This window comes from Massilia sp. Dwa41.01b (assembly GCF_014171775.1).
Taxonomy (GTDB): domain Bacteria; phylum Pseudomonadota; class Gammaproteobacteria; order Burkholderiales; family Burkholderiaceae_D; genus Telluria.
In genome coordinates, this window is record NZ_CP050454.1 from 2,102,597 (window position 1) to 2,121,331 (window position 18,735).

General features: G+C 62.1%; 15 protein-coding genes and 2 tRNA genes. 16 read left to right on the top strand and 1 reads right to left on the bottom strand.

Features of this window, described 5'->3' with window-relative positions; translation table 11 throughout:
• The first annotated feature begins 140 nt into the window (after nucleotides 1-140).
• The 6 genes from G4G28_RS09595 to G4G28_RS09620 all read left to right on the top strand — a co-directional run bounded on the left by G4G28_RS09595 (nucleotide 141) and on the right by G4G28_RS09620 (nucleotide 7,455).
• Nucleotides 141-1,055, top strand: coding sequence for a patatin-like phospholipase family protein (locus G4G28_RS09595; protein WP_182988092.1), 915 nt, complete (start codon nucleotides 141-143; stop codon nucleotides 1,053-1,055).
• 13 nt (nucleotides 1,056-1,068) lie between these two features.
• Nucleotides 1,069-1,482, top strand: a complete 414-nt coding sequence (locus tag G4G28_RS09600; protein ID WP_182988093.1) for a heme-binding protein — start codon at nucleotides 1,069-1,071, stop codon at nucleotides 1,480-1,482.
• A 486-nt stretch (nucleotides 1,483-1,968) separates the two neighbouring features.
• On the top strand, nucleotides 1,969-3,132 hold the full coding sequence (gene carA, locus G4G28_RS09605; RefSeq protein WP_182988094.1) for a glutamine-hydrolyzing carbamoyl-phosphate synthase small subunit: 1,164 nt from the start codon (nucleotides 1,969-1,971) through the stop codon (nucleotides 3,130-3,132).
• Nucleotides 3,133-6,363, top strand: coding sequence for a carbamoyl-phosphate synthase large subunit (gene carB, locus G4G28_RS09610; protein ID WP_182988095.1), 3,231 nt, complete (start codon nucleotides 3,133-3,135; stop codon nucleotides 6,361-6,363).
• A gap of 156 nt (nucleotides 6,364-6,519) precedes the next feature.
• A complete protein-coding gene (greA, locus tag G4G28_RS09615) occupies nucleotides 6,520-6,999 on the top strand; it encodes a transcription elongation factor GreA (RefSeq protein WP_182988096.1) in 480 nt (159 codons plus the stop codon).
• 69 nt (nucleotides 7,000-7,068) lie between these two features.
• Nucleotides 7,069-7,455: a DUF4149 domain-containing protein gene (locus tag G4G28_RS09620; RefSeq protein WP_229507987.1), complete on the top strand. Its 387-nt coding sequence runs from the start codon at nucleotides 7,069-7,071 to the stop codon at nucleotides 7,453-7,455.
• 186 nt (nucleotides 7,456-7,641) lie between these two features.
• Here G4G28_RS09620 and yhbY read toward each other — a convergent pair whose 3' ends face one another.
• Nucleotides 7,642-8,112: a ribosome assembly RNA-binding protein YhbY gene (gene yhbY, locus G4G28_RS09625; RefSeq protein WP_182988098.1), complete on the bottom strand. Its 471-nt coding sequence runs from the start codon at nucleotides 8,110-8,112 to the stop codon at nucleotides 7,642-7,644.
• A 41-nt stretch (nucleotides 8,113-8,153) separates the two neighbouring features.
• Here yhbY and G4G28_RS09630 point away from each other — a divergent pair, with 41 nt between their 5' ends.
• The 10 genes from G4G28_RS09630 to G4G28_RS09675 all read left to right on the top strand — a co-directional run bounded on the left by G4G28_RS09630 (nucleotide 8,154) and on the right by G4G28_RS09675 (nucleotide 18,666).
• Nucleotides 8,154-8,840, top strand: a complete 687-nt coding sequence (locus tag G4G28_RS09630) for an RlmE family RNA methyltransferase (RefSeq protein ID WP_182988099.1) — start codon at nucleotides 8,154-8,156, stop codon at nucleotides 8,838-8,840.
• A 316-nt stretch (nucleotides 8,841-9,156) separates the two neighbouring features.
• Entirely contained in the window at nucleotides 9,157-11,043 is a 1,887-nt protein-coding gene (gene ftsH / locus G4G28_RS09635) for an ATP-dependent zinc metalloprotease FtsH (RefSeq protein WP_182988100.1), read from the top strand.
• A 74-nt stretch (nucleotides 11,044-11,117) separates the two neighbouring features.
• Nucleotides 11,118-11,951 carry a dihydropteroate synthase gene (folP, locus tag G4G28_RS09640; protein WP_182988101.1) on the top strand — a complete coding sequence of 278 codons (834 nt, stop codon included), beginning with the start codon at nucleotides 11,118-11,120 and terminating at the stop codon, nucleotides 11,949-11,951.
• Between the two features lie 22 nt (nucleotides 11,952-11,973).
• Nucleotides 11,974-13,311: a phosphoglucosamine mutase gene (gene glmM, locus G4G28_RS09645; protein WP_182988102.1), complete on the top strand. Its 1,338-nt coding sequence runs from the start codon at nucleotides 11,974-11,976 to the stop codon at nucleotides 13,309-13,311.
• A 258-nt stretch (nucleotides 13,312-13,569) separates the two neighbouring features.
• Nucleotides 13,570-13,646 (top strand) — tRNA-Pro (locus G4G28_RS09650).
• Nucleotides 13,647-13,713: 67 nt separating this feature from the next.
• Nucleotides 13,714-13,790: transfer RNA gene (locus G4G28_RS09655), tRNA-Arg, on the top strand.
• A 434-nt stretch (nucleotides 13,791-14,224) separates the two neighbouring features.
• Entirely contained in the window at nucleotides 14,225-15,136 is a 912-nt protein-coding gene (locus tag G4G28_RS09660) for a hypothetical protein (RefSeq protein ID WP_182988103.1), read from the top strand.
• Between the two features lie 135 nt (nucleotides 15,137-15,271).
• Entirely contained in the window at nucleotides 15,272-15,484 is a 213-nt protein-coding gene (locus tag G4G28_RS09665; protein ID WP_182988104.1) for a DNA-binding protein, read from the top strand.
• A complete protein-coding gene (locus tag G4G28_RS09670) occupies nucleotides 15,481-15,948 on the top strand; it encodes a hypothetical protein (RefSeq protein WP_182988105.1) in 468 nt (155 codons plus the stop codon). Before G4G28_RS09665 ends, G4G28_RS09670 begins: the two co-directional genes overlap by 4 nt.
• A gap of 6 nt (nucleotides 15,949-15,954) precedes the next feature.
• A complete protein-coding gene (locus G4G28_RS09675) occupies nucleotides 15,955-18,666 on the top strand; it encodes a hypothetical protein (protein WP_182988106.1) in 2,712 nt (903 codons plus the stop codon).
• Nucleotides 18,667-18,735 lie beyond the last annotated feature (69 nt).

The following is an 18,735-nucleotide window of genomic DNA, read 5'->3' on the forward strand; positions in this document are numbered from 1 at the left end:
CCATCCGTACAATGCAGCCACCGTCCAGCCAGCGAACCTCAAGGTACCGCCAGCCGCACCCTAAGCCCCGCCTCATCCAGTCTGCATCGATGCGCGGTACAATCGGGAATTGTCTTTCTCGACCCCGCTACCTGCCCTCCATGCTCTCTCGACGCACCTCCCTCATTGCTCTCGGCGCGCTGCTGCTGACCGCCTGCGGCAGCACCCCGCCGCCCCCTCCCGTCCCGGTCGCCGTCCAGGCGCCGCCGCCGCCACCGAAGAAGATCCGCATCGGCCTGGCCCTGGGTGGCGGCGCCGCGCGCGGCTTTGCCCATATCGGCGTGATCAAGGCGCTGGAAGCGCAGGGCATCGTGCCCGAGATCGTTGTCGGCACCAGTGCCGGTTCCGTGGTCGGCGCCCTGTACGCGGCAGGCTATAGCGGCTTCGAGCTGCAGAAGACGGCCATGGGCATGGACGAGGCGACGATCTCGGACTGGGCCATGCCGCTGTTTTCGAAGTCGCCGGGCCTGCTCAAGGGCGAGGCGCTGCAGAACTATGTCAACAAGGCGGTGAACAACCGGCCGATGGAAAAGCTGCCGAAGCGTTTTGGGGCGGTGGTCACCGACCTGAAGACCGGCGAAGCCGTCATGTTCGACAAGGGTAATACCGGCATGGCCGTACGTGCATCGTCCGCCGTGCCCTCGGTCTTCCAGCCCGTCAGGATCGGCAACAAGACCTATGTCGACGGCGGCCTGGTGGCCCCGGTGCCCGTGAAGTTCACGCGCGAGAAGATGGGCGCCGACTTCGTGATCGCCGTGAACATCTCGACCCAGGCCGACACCCAGGCCACGGTCAGCTCGCTTGACGTGCTGATGCAGACCTTCAGCATCATGGGCCAGCGCCTGAACCACTTCGAACTCAAGGATGCCGACATCGTCATCACCCCGGCGCTGGGCAAGATGGGCAGCGCCGACTTCAATGGCCGCAACCTGGCGATCCTCGCCGGGGAACAGGCGGCCGCTGCGGTGATGCCGCAAATCAAGGCCAAGCTGAAGGCCAAACAACAACAACCATAAGGAAGAGAGACCGATGAAAACCAAGCCGATGCTGACCCTGGACGACGTGAAGATCATCGCCGCGGCAAGCGAAGCCGAAGCCCTGACGAATGGCTGGGCCATCACCTTTGCCATCGTCGACGACGGCGGCCACCTGCTGTGGCTGCAGCGCCTGGACGGCGCCCCGCCGGTATCAAGCCACATCGCGCCCGCCAAGGCGAAGACGGCCGCGCTCGGCCGCCGCGAGTCCAAAGTGTACGAAGACGTGATCAACAACGGCCGCGTGTCTTTCCTGTCGGCGCCGGAGATCGAGGGCATGCTCGAGGGCGGCGTGCCCGTGGTCGTTGACGGTCATGTGATCGGCGCGGTCGGCGTGTCCGGCGTGAAGTCGAACGAGGATGCGCAGGTGGCGAAGGCGGGCATCGCCGCGCTGCTGGGCAACGCCTGAGCGGGCGCTTGCTTCGCGTAGGGTAGGCGGCTCGGCCGTGCTGCGTGCGTGGATGTGGCGTATGCGCCGCCTACGCGTTCAAGCGGCTGACGATGTGCCGGGCGGTCTGCCGCTGCGCGCTTGCGGCGTCGTGACACGTGGCGGTAGCGCAGGCCTGGGTTGCACGCGTAGGCGGCGCACACGCCGCGTCCGCATCGCCAGACCGGTCGAGCCGCCTACCCTACGCTGTGTTGAATCGCAGAAAAACGCAGCTCATCTGTAAGTAAAAATCGCGATTTCGCCCGGAATCGCGTCGGCGACGGATTGCCGGATTGGCCAAGCGGCGCTATAATTGAGGGGTTTAACCATTCACTTACTTGCCGTAGCGCCTACCCTCCATTCCTCATTCAAAAGCGACTTCCACCCTCGGGCACGCTCCATTCGCCTGCAGGATTTGGATGCCGGTCTGACGTGGCGCAGCTACGGTAACTTTATTGGGAGTTACCCTTGCCGCCATTTTTTTCTGGCCCAACCGTCCCGGCCATCCTGGCTCTCGCAGACGGAACGATTTTTCGAGGAATTTCGATTGGCGCCGCCGGTCACACGACCGGTGAAGTGGTCTTCAATACCGCCATTACCGGCTACCAGGAAATCCTGACCGACCCCAGCTACTCGCGTCAGATCGTCACGCTGACGTACCCGCACATCGGCAACTACGGCGTCAACGCCGCCGACGTCGAAGCGTCGAAAGTTCACGCCGCCGGCCTGATCATTCGCGACCTGCCGCTGCTGGCATCGAATTTCCGTTCCACGCAGTCGCTGTCGGACTACCTGAAGGCCGAAAATGTCGTGGCAATCGCCGGCATCGATACCCGCAAACTGACCCGCCTGCTGCGCGAGAAGGGCGCCCAGAGCGGCGCCATCCTGACCGGCACGCAAGGCAACCAGCCGTCGGAAATCCAGGCGCTCGAACTGGCGCGCTCCTTCCCCGGCCTGTCGGGCATGGACCTGGCCAAGGTCGTGTCGGTGAAAGAGCCGTACGTCTTCACCGAAACCGAGTGGAAGCTCGGCGAGGGCTTCGGCAAGCAGGACAATCCCCAATACCACGTCGTCGCCTTTGACTACGGCGTCAAGCGCAACATCCTGCGCATGCTGGCCGAGCGCGGCTGCAAGGTCACCGTGCTGCCGGCCGAGTCGACCGCGCAGGACGCGCTGGCCCTGAATCCCGACGGTATTTTCCTGGCCAACGGCCCGGGCGACCCGGAACCCTGCGACTATGCCATCCGCGCCACCGCCGAACTGATCGAGAAGGGCATCCCGACCTTCGGCATCTGCCTCGGCCACCAGATCATGGCACTCGCTTCCGGCGCGAAGACGATGAAGATGAAGTTCGGCCACCACGGTGCCAACCACCCGGTCCAGGACCTCGACTCGAGGAAGGTGCTGATCACGTCGCAGAACCACGGTTTCGCGGTCGACCCGGAAACGCTCCCAGGCAACTGCCGCGTCACCCACGTGTCGCTGTTCGACGGTTCGCTGCAGGGCTTTGCCCGCACCGACAAACCCGCCTTCTGCTTCCAGGGCCACCCGGAAGCGTCCCCTGGCCCGACCGACGTCGCCTATCTGTTTGACCGCTTCATCGGTTTGATGCAAGCGCAGGAGAAGAACTAAATGCCAAAGCGTAGTGATATCAAAAGCATCCTGATCATCGGCGCCGGCCCGATCATCATCGGCCAGGCCGCGGAATTCGATTACTCGGGCGCGCAGGCCTGCAAGGCCCTGCGCGACGAGGGTTATAAAGTCATCCTGGTCAACAGCAACCCCGCCACCATCATGACCGACCCGGAGATGGCCGATGTTACCTACATCGAGCCGATCACCTGGAAGGTCGTCGAACGTATCATCGACAAGGAGCGTCCGGACGCGATCCTGCCGACCATGGGCGGCCAGACCGCGCTGAACTGCGCGCTCGACCTGCACCGCCACGGCATCCTCGACAAGTACAAGGTCGAGCTGATCGGCGCCTCGCCGGAAGCGATCGACAAGGCCGAGGACCGTTCCAAGTTCAAGGACGCGATGACGAAGATCGGCCTGGGTTCGGCGCGCTCGGGCGTGGCGCACTCGATGGACGAAGCACGCACCGTGCAGCGCGAACTCGGCTTCCCGACCATCATCCGGCCATCCTTCACGATGGGCGGCACCGGCGGCGGCATCGCCTACAACGAGGAAGAATTCGAGGCCATCTGCAAGCGCGGCCTGGAAGCTTCGCCCACCAACGAACTGCTGATCGAAGAGTCGCTGCTGGGCTGGAAAGAGTACGAGATGGAAGTCGTGCGCGACAGGGCCGACAACTGCATCATCATCTGCTCGATCGAAAACCTCGACCCGATGGGCGTGCACACCGGCGACTCGATCACGGTCGCGCCGGCGCAGACGCTGACCGACAAGGAATACCAGATCATGCGCAACGCCTCGATCGCGGTGCTGCGCGAGATCGGCGTCGATACCGGCGGCTCGAACGTGCAGTTCGCGATCAACCCGCAGGACGGGCGCATGATCGTCATCGAGATGAACCCGCGCGTGTCGCGTTCCTCGGCGCTGGCCTCGAAGGCAACCGGCTTCCCGATCGCGAAAGTCGCCGCCAAGCTGGCGGTCGGCTTCACGCTGGACGAACTGCGCAACGAGATCACCGGCGGCGCGACCCCGGCATCGTTCGAGCCCTCGATCGACTATGTCGTGACCAAGATCCCGCGCTTCGCCTTCGAGAAATTCCCGGCCGCGGACAAGCACCTGACGACCCAGATGAAATCGGTCGGCGAAGTCATGGCCATGGGCCGCACCTTCCAGGAATCGTTCCAGAAAGCGCTGCGCGGCCTGGAAGTGGGCGTCGATGGCCTGAACGAAATGACGCGCGACCGCGAAGTCATCGAAGAGGAACTGGGCGAGCCGGGACCGGAACGCATCTGGTACGTGGGCGACGCTTTTGCCCAGGGCTTCACGCTGGAAGAAGTCCATGCGCTGACAAAAATCGATCCGTGGTTCCTCATCCAGATCAAGGAAATCGTCGACATCGAGCTCTGGCTGGATCACCAGACGCTGGAGTCGCTCGACAAGCCGACCCTGTACAAGTTGAAGCAGAAGGGTTTCTCGGACGCGCGCATGGCTTTTCTCATGCACACCACGCAGGCCGCGGTGCGCGAGCGCCGTCACGCGCTGGGCATCCGCCCGGTCTACAAGCGCGTCGACACCTGCGCCGCCGAATTTGCCACCGACACCGCCTACATGTACTCGACCTATGACGAGGAATGCGAAGCGGCGCCGACCGACAAGAAGAAAATCATGGTGCTGGGCGGCGGTCCGAACCGCATCGGCCAGGGCATCGAGTTCGATTACTGCTGCGTGCACGCGGCCCTGGCCATGCGCGAAGACGGCTACGAGACCATCATGGTCAACTGTAATCCGGAGACCGTGTCGACCGACTACGATACGTCGGACCGCCTGTACTTCGAATCGCTGACGCTGGAAGACGTGCTGGAAATCGTCGAGCTGGAAAAGCCGGTCGGCGTGATCGTCCAGTACGGCGGCCAGACGCCTTTGAAGCTCGCGCTCGACCTGGAAGCGAATGGCGTGCCGATCGTCGGCACCAGCCCGGACATGATCGATGCCGCCGAAGACCGCGAGCGCTTCCAGAAGCTGCTGCAAGACCTCGGCCTGCGCCAGCCGCCAAACCGCACCGCGCGTACCGAAACCGAGGCGCTGGCACTGGCGCAGGAAATCGGCTACCCGCTGGTCGTGCGTCCTTCGTATGTGCTGGGCGGCCGCGCGATGGAAATCGTCCACGAGCAGCGCGACCTCGAGCGCTACATGCGCGAAGCGGTGAAAGTGTCGAACGATTCGCCTGTGCTGCTCGACCGCTTCCTGAACGACGCCATTGAAGTCGACGTCGACTGCATCTCGGATGGCGAGACCACCTTCATCGGCGGCGTGATGGAACACATCGAACAGGCAGGCGTGCACTCGGGCGACTCGGCCTGCTCGCTGCCGCCTTACTCGCTGTCGCAAGAGACGATCGATGAACTCAAGCGCCAGACCGCGCTGATGGCCAAGGGCCTGAACGTGGTCGGCCTGATGAACGTGCAGTTCGCGATCCAGCAGAAGGAAGAGGGCGGCAAGACGGTCGATACGGTGTTCGTGCTGGAAGTGAACCCGCGCGCCTCGCGTACCGTCCCCTTCGTCTCGAAAGCCACCGGCATCCAGCTGGCCAAGGTCGCGGCGCGCTGCATGGTCGGCCAGACCCTGGCGTCGCAAGGCATCACGAAAGAAGTCACGCCGCCGTTCTACAGCGTCAAGGAAGCCGTGTTCCCGTTCGTGAAATTCCCTGGCGTGGATACCATCCTCGGACCGGAAATGAAGTCGACCGGCGAAGTGATGGGCGTAGGCGAAACCTTCGGCGAAGCCTTCGTCAAGTCGCAGATCGGTGCGGGCATCAAGCTGCCCGAATCGGGCCGCGTCTTCCTGTCGGTGAAGGCCTCCGACAAGCCGCGCGCGGTGCAGGTGGCGCGCGACCTGGTCTCGCTCGGCTTCACGCTGGCCGCCACCAAGGGTACCGCTGCCGTGATCGCCGCCGCCGGCCTGCCGGTGCTGGCCGTGAACAAGGTGATCGAGGGCCGTCCGCACGTGGTCGACATGATCAAGAACCACGAGATCGAGATGGTCATCAACACCGTCGAGGAAAAACGCAGTGCGATCGTCGACTCGCGTACCATCCGTACCTCGGCGCTGGCCTCGCGCGTGGTGACCTACACGACGATTGCCGGTGCCGAAGCGGCGATCCAGGGCATGCGCCACCTGAACGAGATTCGGGTCTACGATTTACAAGGTCTGCATAACACCTTAAACTAGGCATCAAGTAGTACCCGTCAAACCACAGAGTTCGCGCGGCTCCCGTCGTGTGGCTCTGTGGTTTTCGCTTGGTACGTCCACGAGAACTGTCAACAAGCCTCGAGCAGCCGGCATCGTGCCGCCTGCTCGACGTTTTTTAGTCATAAGCGAAAGACCATGAACACTACCGTCCCACTGACCAAATACGGCGCCGAACTGCTGAAGGAAGAGCTGCACCAGCTCAAGACGAAAGAGCGCCGCAGCGTCATCGATGCGATCGCCGAAGCACGTTCGCATGGTGACCTGTCGGAGAACGCGGAATACGACGCGGCCAAGGAGCGCCAGGCCTTCGTCGAAGGCCGCATCGCCGAACTCGAAGGCAAGTTGAGTGCCGCCCAGATCATCGACCCGGCCACGCTCGACGCCGAAGGCCGCGTGGTCTTCGCCTCCACCGTCGACCTCGAGGACCTGGAATCGGGCCAGAAGGTCAGCTACCAGATCGTCGGCCTGGACGAAGCCGACCTCAAACTGAACAAGGTGTCGGTCACCTCGCCAATCGCGCGTGCCCTGATCGGCAAGTACGCCGGCGACGTGGTGGAAGTGCAGGCGCCGTCCGGCCCGCGCGAATACGAAATCCTCGAAGTGCGCTACGTCTGATGGCGCAAACGGCCGGCCGCATCGCCGCCGCGCGCCTGCTGGTGGCCGCACTCTGGGCGGGCGCCCTGGGTGCTCGGCTATGTGGCCGCGCCGGCCGTGTTCTCGCTTGCCGGCGGCGCGCTGGCCGGTGACCTCGTCGGCGCTTTCCTGCGCCGCCTGGCCTGGATCTCGATGGCTTGTGCGGTGCTGATGCTGATCCTGGTACGGTTTTCGCCTGACCTGGATGGTGCGCGCAGGCGTTCCCTGAAGCTGCTGGTGCTGGCCATGCTGGCCTGTGCGCTGGTGATGTTCGTCGGCCTGCAGCCCGCGATGGCGTTCATGCGCGATGCGGCCGGGCCTGCGGGCATCCGCGCGTCGCCCATGTGGACACGTTTCGCGGTCATGCATGGCGTCTCGCAGCTGTTCCACCTGATCGAAAGCGTACTGGCGGCGATGCTGCTGCTGAAAAGCCGATAACGGTGGCGGTGGCAGGGTGGAGTCCTGACCCCACGCGGTGCGGCGGCTGAGCAGTATCGTAGGGTGGGCACTCGTGCCCACGCGGTGTCACCGCTGGAAACGCGATACAGCGTCCGAAGACACTGACCGCCGACAGGCCGGACGAAAAAAACCGGAGACACGCTCCGGCTTCTTGTGGAAGGGCGCTTATTTATTCAGCGCATTCTTCTTGGTGCTGGCCTGGCGCGGCTTGGCGCGCTTGATGTTGCCGCCGGCGGTCACGCGCTCGTTCCCCTTGATCATGACCTTGGTGACGCTCGGCTTCTTGGTGCCGCTGGCGCTGGCCTTGACGATGGTGACTTCGCGCATGCCCTTGCCGGCCTTGCTGCTGCGTTCCTTGACCACTTCCTTCTTCGGACGGTAGAGCACGAGCAGCTTGCCGATGTGCTGGACCGGCGCGGCGTCGAGTTCCGTGGAAATCTGTTCATACATGGCAACACGTGCCTCGCGGTCGTCGCCGAACACGCGCACCTTGATCAGGCCATGGGCGTCGAGGCTGGCCGCGATTTCCTTCATGACGGACTCGGTCAGGCCGGCTTCGCCGATCATGACGACAGGATTGAGCCCATGGGCTTCGGCGCGCAGCGCGCTGCGCTCGGCCGGAGTAAGTTTAAGCATAATAATTTTTGGATTACCTTTAAAAGCAGTATTCTACGCGAATGGCCAAGAACAAATTAAACAAAAACTGGTTGCACGACCATATTAACGACCCCTACGTCAAGCTGGCGCAGAAAGAAGGCTTCCGTGCACGGGCCGCCTTCAAGCTCAAAGAGATCGACGAAAGCGAAAAACTCATCAAGCCAGGCCAGGTCATCGTCGACCTCGGCTGCACCCCGGGCTCCTGGGCGCAATACACCCGGCGCAAGCTGTCGGGCAAGGAAGGCGGCGGCATCAGCGGCACGATCATCGGCCTCGACCTACTGCCGATGGAACCGATTGCCGACGTTCACTACATCCAGGGCGACTTCCGCGAAGACGCCGTGCTCGACCAGCTCGCTGTTGTTTTAGAGGGACGAAAAGCCGATCTCGTGCTGTCGGACATGGCCCCGAATCTGTCCGGTATTCCCACCGCGGACGCGGCGCGGATGGAACATTTGATCGATCTCGCCATTGAGTTTTCTCAAATGCATCTCAAGCTGCCCGGCGCATTGTTGGTCAAGTGCTTCAAGGATATGGGTTTTACGCAGATCGTTGAGAAGTTCCGCACTGAGTTCAAGACCGTCAAGCAAATCAAGCCCAAGGCAAGCCGGGACAAATCCTCGGAAATTTTCCTTCTCGGGCGTGGTCTGAAGAATCCAGTGGAATACAAATCCGGATCCGACCGGGATGCCGCCCTTGATATTTGAGATCGCAGCCACACATGCATCGGCGTAAGCCTCCCGCGGCGCGCGTCCACTGTCTTGTGGCGCGCCGAAATCTGTGGAAATAGTGGCAATATGGCATTATGACGGGCTGTGCGCTGCACAGCCGGCATGTTGCGAGTAAAATCGCGGTTAGAATCGCGAGAAAGAGCGCCTGGCAAAACCGTCAGCTCAGCGCATGCCCCGAAAACAGCACGAGGGCAGGGCTGGACGGCGTAACGCGGCAATGAAGGTTTTGCCAGGCGCTCCACATCGGCAATCTCAAATTGGTATTGGTGCGGATCGCATCGGAGGAGTTTTCGTGAATAATATGTTTTCCAAATCCGCCATCTGGGTGGTGGTCGCACTGCTGTTGTTCATGCTGTTCAAGCAGTTCGACCATAGCAGCCCAGCCGGCGGCAGCAAGACCATCGCTTATTCCGAGCTGCTCGACGATGTGAAGGCCCGCCGCATCAAGGACGTCGTGATCGAAGGCCTGAACATCACCGCGACCCGCACCGACGACACCAAGGTGCGCGCCACCTCGACCGTGCTCGACCGCGGCCTGGTGGGCGACCTGCGCGACGCCGGCATACGCTTCGACGTGAAGCCGCCGGAAGAGCCTGGTTTCCTGCAGCAAGTCTTCATTTCCTGGTTCCCGATGCTGCTCCTGATCGGCGTCTGGGTGTTCTTCATGCGCCAGATGCAGGGTGGCGGCAAGGGCGGCGCGTTCTCCTTCGGCAAGTCGAAGGCGCGCATGCTCGACGAAACCAACAACAGCGTCACCTTTGCCGACGTCGCCGGTTGCGACGAGGCGAAGGAAGAAGTCGGCGAGATCGTCGACTTCCTGAAAGACCCGACCAAGTTCCAGAAGCTCGGCGGCCGCATCCCGCGCGGCGTGCTGATGGTGGGTCCTCCGGGTACCGGTAAAACCCTGCTGGCGCGTGCCATTGCCGGCGAAGCGAAAGTGCCGTTCTTCTCGATCTCCGGTTCCGACTTCGTCGAGATGTTCGTCGGTGTCGGCGCATCCCGCGTGCGCGACATGTTCGAGAACGCGAAAAAGCACTCGCCCTGCATCATCTTCATCGACGAGATCGACGCGGTCGGCCGTCACCGTGGCGCCGGCATGGGCGGCGGCAACGACGAACGCGAACAGACGCTGAACCAGTTGCTGGTCGAGATGGATGGCTTCGAGGCCACCTCGGGCGTGATCGTCATCGCCGCCACCAACCGCGCCGACGTGCTCGACAAAGCGCTGCTGCGTCCGGGCCGTTTCGACCGCCAGGTGATGGTGGGCCTGCCGGACATCCGCGGCCGCGAGCAGATCCTGAACGTGCACATGCGCAAGGTGCCGATCGGCGCCGACGTCAAGGCCGACATCATCGCCCGCGGCACGCCTGGCTTCTCGGGCGCCGACCTGGCCAACCTGGTCAACGAGGCAGCCCTGTTCGCCGCGCGCCGCAACAAGCGCCTGGTCGAAATGAACGATTTCGAGGACGCCAAGGACAAGATCTACATGGGTCCGGAGCGCAAGTCCATGGTCATGCGCGAAGAAGAGCGCCGCAACACGGCTTATCATGAGTCGGGCCACGCCGTCATCGCCAAGCTGCTGCCGAAGGCCGATCCCGTGCACAAGGTCACGATCATGCCGCGCGGCTATGCCCTCGGCCTTACCTGGCAGCTGCCCGAGCACGATGCACTGTCCGGCTACAAGGACAAGATGCTGGAAGAAATTTCGATCCTGTTCGGTGGCCGCATCGCCGAAGAGATTTTCGTCGGCCAGATGTCGACCGGCGCATCGAACGACTTCGCCCGCGCCACCAAGCTGGCCCGCTCGATGGTGACCCGCTTCGGCATGTCCGAGAGCATGGGCGTGATGGTCTACGAGGACAGCGAGAACGAAGGTTTCTTCGGCGGCGCCACCAAGACCATCTCGGAAGCGACGCAGCAGAAGGTCGATGCGGAGATCCGCGCCATCCTCGACACGCAGTACGCGCTGGCGCGCCGCCTGCTGGAAGAGAACCGCGACAAGGTTGAAATGATGACCAAGGCGCTGCTCGACTGGGAAACCATCGATTCCGAGCAGATCAACGACATCATGGCCGGCCGCGAGCCGCGTCCGCCGAAGACGGGCCTGCTGACCAAGCGCACGCCTCCTGGCGACAATGGTTCCGGCGGCGTTGCCACCAACGCGACGGCACCGGCTTGATCGACTGAGCAGCATCCCCGCAAAAGGCATCCCCAAGATGCCTTTTGCGCGTTAACGACCCACATTTCTCCCCTATGCGTCAATTCTTCCAATGCGGCCGCTTCCGCTACGAGCTGGGGCAGCGCTCCCTCGTCATGGGCATCCTCAACGTCACACCTGATTCGTTTTCCGACGGCGGCCGCTACCACTCGCTCGAGTTCGCCATCTCGCGCGCCGAGGACATGGTGGCCGATGGCGTCGACCTGATCGACATCGGCGGCGAGTCCACCCGTCCGGGCTCGCCAAGCGTGCCGGTCGAGGAGGAGCTGGCGCGCGTCATGCCGGCCCTGTATGCGCTGCAGGAAGCAGGCAAGGCGCTGTCGGTCGATACCTGCAAGCCGCGGGTGATGCGCGAGGCCATCATTGCCGGTGCCGACATGATCAACGACATCAACGGTTTCCGCGCGCCCGGGGCGATCGAGGCCGTCGTCGACAGCGATTGCGGGCTGTGCGTGATGCACATGCAGGGCACGCCCCAGGACATGCAGGCCCAGCCGCATTACGAGGACGTGGTGCGCGAAGTCATCGGCTTCCTGCGCGAACGCGTCGATGCCTTGCTGGCTGCCGGCGTCGACCGCGAACGCATCTGCGTCGATCCCGGCCTGGGCTTCGGCAAGACGGTCGAACACAACTATGCCTTGCTGCGGAGCACAGGTCGCATCGCGGAGGAGCTCGGCTTGCCGGTGTTGATTGGCCTGTCGCGCAAATCGATGATCGGGGCCGTCACCGGACGCCCCGTCGAGCAGCGCTTGCCAGGAAGCATTGCAGGCGCGTTGGCTGCTTTCGCACATGGCGCTAAAATTGTACGAGTGCATGACGTTGCAGAGACGGTCGACGCGCTGAAGGTCTGGCGCGCGGCCACTGATTAATCCCCACAATAAGAGAAGAAGCATGGCACGCAAATATTTTGGTACGGATGGTGTTCGCGGCGAAGTCGGCGTTGCGCCGATCACGCCCGACTTCGTGATGCGCCTCGGCTACGCAGCCGGCAAGGTGCTGGCGAAGGACAACCCGACCGGTAGCCATCCGGTCGTCCTGATCGGCAAGGACACCCGTATTTCCGGCTACATGCTGGAAGCGGCCCTGGAAGCGGGCTTCTCCGCTGCCGGTGTCGACGTGATGCTGGCCGGCCCGATGCCGACCCCGGCGATCGCCTACCTGACCCGCGCACTGCGCCTGCAGGCCGGCGTGGTCATTTCGGCTTCGCACAATCCTTTCCAGGACAATGGCATCAAGTTCTTTTCCGAGCATGGCACCAAGCTGCCCGACAGCGTCGAGCTCTCCATCGAGGAAGCGATCGACCAGCCGATGGAATGCGTGTCGTCGGAAAAGCTCGGCCGTGCAACGCGCCTGCGCGACGCCCAGGGCCGCTACATCGAATTCTGCAAGGGCACCTTCCCGAACGAACTGGACCTGCGCGGCCTGAAGATGGTCGTCGACAGCGCCCACGGCGCCGCCTACAACATCGCGCCGCACGTGTTCCATGAACTCGGTGCCGAGGTCGTCTCGATCGGCGCCAGCCCGGACGGCTTCAATATCAACGCCGGCTTTGGCGCAACCGCGCCGAAAGCGCTGTCCGCTGCCGTGCTGGAAAACAAGGCCGACCTCGGCATCGCCCTCGACGGCGACGCCGACCGCCTGATCATGGTCGACGCCAAGGGCCGCGTCTACAACGGCGACGAGCTGCTCTACATCATGGTGCGCGACCGCATGACCACCGGTCCGGTTGCCGGCGCCGTCGGCACCCTGATGACCAACATGGCGCTCGAGGTGGCGTTCAAGGAGCTGGGCGTCGGCTTTGCCCGTGCCAAGGTCGGCGACCGCTACGTGCTCGAAGTCATGAAGGAGCGCGGCTGGATCTTCGGCGGCGAGGGCTCCGGCCACCTGTTGGCACTGGACAAGCACACCACCGGCGACGGCATCGTCTCGGCCCTGCAGGTGCTGTCGGCACTCAAGCGCAGCGGCAAGTCGCTGGAAGCCTGCTGCAGCGAACTGACGCTGTATCCGCAGACGCTGATCAACAAGCGCGTCGCCCCTGGCTTCGACTGGACGAAAGATGCCGCGATGGTGGCGGAGAAGGAAGCGGTCGAGCGCGAACTGGGCGACAACGGTCGCGTGCTGATCCGTGCCTCGGGCACCGAGCCCCTGATCCGCGTGATGGTGGAAGCCAAGCAGGCCGAAGTGGCCGAAAGCATGGCGCGCCGCATCGCGGACAAGCTGGGCGCCTGAACCGCGCCAGGCTGGGGGGGGCTGCGGCTGCGCTTGTGGCCCGGCTGCGCAGTTTCCGTGCCCGAGCGCGCTCCAGGGCGCTTGACGGCCCCAGCCCGCGGCTGTGACTGGGCTGCGGCCGTTCCCGCCCTCCGGATGCCTGATGCGACTCTGGAGCGACGATTGCGCCAGGGCCGGATGCCGACATGAGGGGGCACGGCGAATCCATTCCTATCCGGTTTGACGCGCCGCCCGCGAACGGGTATGATCAACACCATTCGGAGTGTAGCGCAGCCCGGTAGCGCACCTGGTTTGGGACCAGGGGGTCCAAGGTTCGAATCCTTGTACTCCGACCATCGCATTCAAACGGGCCGTCGACGACGGTCCGTTTTCATTTCGTCCATCGCTTTTGCCGGACTCTTCCTGCCCATAGCTCAGTTGGATAGAGCATCAGCCTTCTAAGCTGAGGGTCGCTGGTTCGAACCCAGCTGGGCAGGCCAATAAAATCAAGCACTTAGAAATGTCTGCTAGTGTTAATGGGCGTCCATTTGCTTGATTTTAAGTGCCGTGTACCCCATGTGTACTCCAGCGCTGCCATAGCTTAGTCTGACGTTATGAGGCATGGATGTGATGCAGTCGCCTGACTGTTCGACCATCGCTGAAAGGCGCGCAGCTTCACGATTTGATCTAGTGCGCTTCCCGCCGGCAGTCCGGCCTGTTACTCGGAATATAGCCTCTCTGTGCAGTCCTACCGTCGGCTGCTGCCAACGCTGGGCGGGCGTCGCTCTCGGCGCAAAACCGCCATGACCTGTCGAAAAGCCACGTACTGCGTATCCTTGGCAGTAATTGGCGAACAGGGGCGGTCCCCACTTGATGAAGTTGACGATGCCAGTCTTCACTGCTAGGGTGCTGGGCCAAAACGAGCGAGGTCGAGATGCATATTGGTGAAGTTTGTTCAATCGTTGAAGCAGTTCTAGTCCTGAGCACCCTGACCAAGCGCGCCTGGACCGAGGTCGAATTTACCCGTGCGGTAATTCGCCTTCGCCTTCCGATCTACGCGGTCGCACCATACAACGCGTCGATCGTGTCCAAGCGATATGTTGACGGTCATTTGGTCATTACTGCCGAACCTTCGATGACTGCCCGATACGTGACCCTGCTACAAGCTGAGATTGAGGAACTGGCCTATAGCCCTGGACCTCAGGTTGTCACGGATCGACCGGCTTGGCTCTGGGAAGACCAGCCGTACCAATCTTGGGATGACATCGTCGCGTTCCGCCAAGGCGATCATCGTGTGCTCGGTCATTGGGAAACCGATCAGGGGGAATGGATGGGGCAGTCGGAGGAATATTTCTTCTCCAAGCCGGTACAGGTCACCGCGAAGTCCACGTTGGTCGTGCCACGCCATACGATTGCGGAGTTGGTGCGGAACGAAGCGGTCGCTGACTTGCAAACGGCTACCGTGGACAGCGCCGACCCGCTTACTTCGCTTGTACTGGCGGAAAGCGGACAGGGAGCGATGCAAGGGATTCTAGCCAAGAATCCTGCGTCGTCGGTCATTCCCTTGGCGATCGTGGCTGAAGCCACGTCGCCCCTTGCCTCGCCAACAAATGGCGAAGCCACCTCGCCACCGCAGGCAAAGAAAACGAACACCTGGGATCAACATGATCTTCGCCGCTTGCTTGAAGAGAGCCTGATTGAAGGGAATACACATGCGGTCCTAGCAGAAAAATATGGCGTTTCGCGCCAGTTCATCGGCAAGCAGATCGCCACGGCAAAGGGCCTCTTTGGCGCGCGCAAACCATCCCCATTTGACGCCCTTGGGTCGAGGAGCCGCAAGAAATAGGTTGCATTGCCCAGTTGCACAAAACGGCCTGTAACCCGCATGGTTGCTAGGTTTGTTGGTTGCCGCAACCAGCCTGACTGGTTGCCATGCGTAGCTTTCGTTGTCGCAGTATCCGATCAACATTTAGGAACGACAATGAACGCCGATGCAAAAATCATCGCACTCGCCGAAGAGATGCGTAGCGCAATTAACACCAACGAAGCAGCCTTCCATCTGGGCCGCAGCCCACAAACCCTCCGCAAATGGGCGTGCTACGAAGACGGTCCGCTCCGTCCGATCCGCATCCACGGCCGCCTCGCATGGCCCGTCGCGCAGATCAAGGAATTGCTCAAAGGTGGCCGCGTATGATCGCGCTCAACTATACGGGCAGCAATGGCGCGGAAACGCCGGTCGTCCTGTGCGAAAAAAATCCGCGAACCGCTGCTAAGCACGCCGCTGCCTGCGGGAATGCGCACAAGGCATATCTGCGGACCGTTTACGGCTTTCAGCCGGAAGACGACGAGTACGGGGTGGTCCTCTCTGCAAGTGCACACGGCAGTATTATTGCTATCGAAATCCGGTTCTTCACGGGTTCGACGAAGACCTACAAGGGTATGTTCGAGCTGCCGCTCCATGTATTCAAAATCGACGGGATGCCAGTTACCTCGACCGCTGCGATCGAAAATTTCGTTGACCATGTGGTGTTCGTGACCGTCACCGGCCGCTACCAGTTCAACGGTATCAAACTGTCGAACGTGTTCGAAATTAACCTCGACCACAACATCGCCCCCGCGGAACCGAAGCGCTTGTCGCCAGCCAAAGCCGCGAAGTGAGACGACATGTTGACTAACAATGAAACCTCTGCGGTGATGGGGCGCATGTCGAGCGCACAGGATCAAGTACAGGCCGCCGTCGCCTGCAGCGCAGCGGTCACTGTGCTAACCAATGCCAACGGCAACCTGACGAAGACGTTTTTCCTCGATGAAAGCGGAACGATTCGCAAACAGGCCGCTGCCAAGCTCGTCTACGGCAGCTACCAGGTTCACGACGTAACCAACCTAGCAGAGCTGGATGCCATCCTCGACATGTTGGCGCCCACCCAAGCTGCGACGTACGGTCGCCCGGTGCTTGACCAAGGCGACGTCGTTGCCCAAAGCGTAACGAATCCGGCAGCGGGCGCAATCACGCGCACTCGCCAAAACTTCCAGTTCGGAGACAACGCTGGCATTCTCATGCTTGACTACGACCCGCCGAAAGGTGCGCCGGCGCTCTCGCAGGGGGAACTGCTGCAAATCGTCCGCAGTTGCTGTACACCCCTCTCGGGTGTGGCAATGCTGTGGCGCGCAAGCGCCTCGTCTGGCATCAATGGCGCGGGCGTCACCGGGCAGCGTATCTACCTGATCGTTAGCAAGGCCAGCGAAATCCCACGTATTGGTAAGCTGATCTTTGAACGCCTCTGGCTCGCCGGTTCCGGCTACTTCGCAGTCAGCAAATCGGGCCAGCTGTTGGAGCGCGGTCCCGTTGACGCATCGGTGTGGAAGCCAGAAGGTCTCGACTTCGCAGCACAGCCGGTGCTCGACAATGGCATCGTGCGTACTTGCTATGAGGGGACGATCACGGGTGCTGGCATCCTGGATGTGGCTGAGGTACACGAGTTGACTGAGGCCGAAGTCAACGACCTGAAGGAAATCAAGTCGACGGCTCGCGCCGCGATGGCGCCCCAGGTACAGGCCGCGAAGGCGCAATACATCACGGAAGTCGCGCCAGTGATTGGGGAGCGGCTGAGGAACCTGAGCTTGGATACTGACCAGGCTGCCATCAGCCTCATGCTCGAACGTGCGACGATGCAGCGCACCCTGATGGGTGACTTCCCGTTGATCACGGCCGAGGGCAAGCCAGTCACCGTGGGCGCCGTGATGGACAACCCGGAAAAGTGGCACGGTGCGCGGTTTGCGGACCCGCTGGAACCCGAGGTCGACGGCCGTGTTGCGTGGCTCAACCTGCGCAGCGGTGGCAATCCTTACCTGTACTCGCACCTCCATCATGGAACCTACTACCGCCTGGACCGCGCACCGGCCTTGATCGAAGTGTCTGCAGGCGAGTTGCCGCGCATGGTGGATTCGATGGCGCTGCTGCTGAAAAAGTCGGGTCAAATGTACGAACGCGCAGGCGTCATGGTGTATGTCAGCGACGAAGGCAAAATCGTGCAAGCTGTGGCGACCTGGATGAAAGTCTTCGTACATCGCCTGTGCCGCTTCGAGCAATACAACGTCAAAAAGCAGGAGATGGTCGTTGCTGAATGCCCGCAAGGCGTAGTCCAAGGCTTGCTGGCGAATGCAGCGCATACCCGTATGCCACGCCTAACTGCTGTGCGCGATGTCCCGACCATGGACGCGAATGGTCGTCTGATCGCAATGCCCGGTTACGACGAGCCATCTGGTCTGCTGCTCAGAAACGAGAAATTCGTTACCTGGCCGGCCGTCCGCTTGGCACCCTCGCAGAGCGATCTAAAAAATGCACTGCAAACCTTGTGGAAGCCGTTCGAGCAGTTTCCGTACGTCTCGGCTGCCGATAGATCCGTCGCCTTGGCAGCAGCGCTGACTGCTGCAGTTCGCTGCTGCTTGCGCACTGCTCCGGGATTCGGATTCAGCGCAACTGCGCCCGGCACCGGGAAGACGTTGCTGGCCCAGTGTATCGGCGTCCTGTATGACGGCACGGCGCCGGCGGTAAGCGCACCGATCACGCATGAAGAAGAGTGGGCTAAGAGTCTGTTCAGCTCGGCGTTGGCTGGCGCCGGTACCCTGCTGTTCGACAATGCGGAGCACGCGATCGAATCGGCAAGCCTGTGCGCTGTCACCACTGCTCCAGCAATCAAGGGCCGCGTCCTCGGCGAGTCGCGCGAAGCCGAAGCTGAGCACCGCTTATTGGTGCTGGCGACCGGGAATGGCCTGCAGCTGGTCGGCGACCTGAATCGTCGCTTCTTGACGTGCCGCCTGGATGCACAGGTCGAGGCGTCCAAGGTCGCTGGACGTCAGTTCGACCTGGAACCACTCGGCTACTGCCTCAAAAACCGTTTGCTGATGATCACGGCTGCGCTGACGCTGATCCAGGGCTATGTCGCCGCTGGCTTCCCGAAGGTGTGCGACGGACTCGCCTCGATGGACGACTGGAACAAGTTGGTTCGCTCGACCATTGTCTGGCTGAGCGAGCAGGGCCTCGCTGCAGGTTTCGTCGATCCCAAGGCTGCCTTATTGCGCGACAGCGCAAATGACCCTGAGGCTGCGGCGTTGGCCGTCGTGCTCGAGATGGCGAAAATGACGTTCGGACCAAACGCAAAGTTCACTGTCGCCGAGCTGGTCAAGCGCACAAGCACGACTGAGGGGTGGGGCGACCTGCTGAAAGACATTGCCGGTGATTACGGTGGTGTCGATGCGCGACGCCTCGGGAAGTGGTTGCTGAAGCGCGAGGGACGCATCATCAACTGCATGAGCCTCAAGCGTGCCGGCTTGAACCGTACGAAGACGGCGCTGTGGAGCATCAGCGAAGCCTAAGCAGTCACAGGTGCAGGGAGTGCAGGGAGCAGCAGGGTTGTTTTGACCTGAAGTGAAATCAGGTTGACT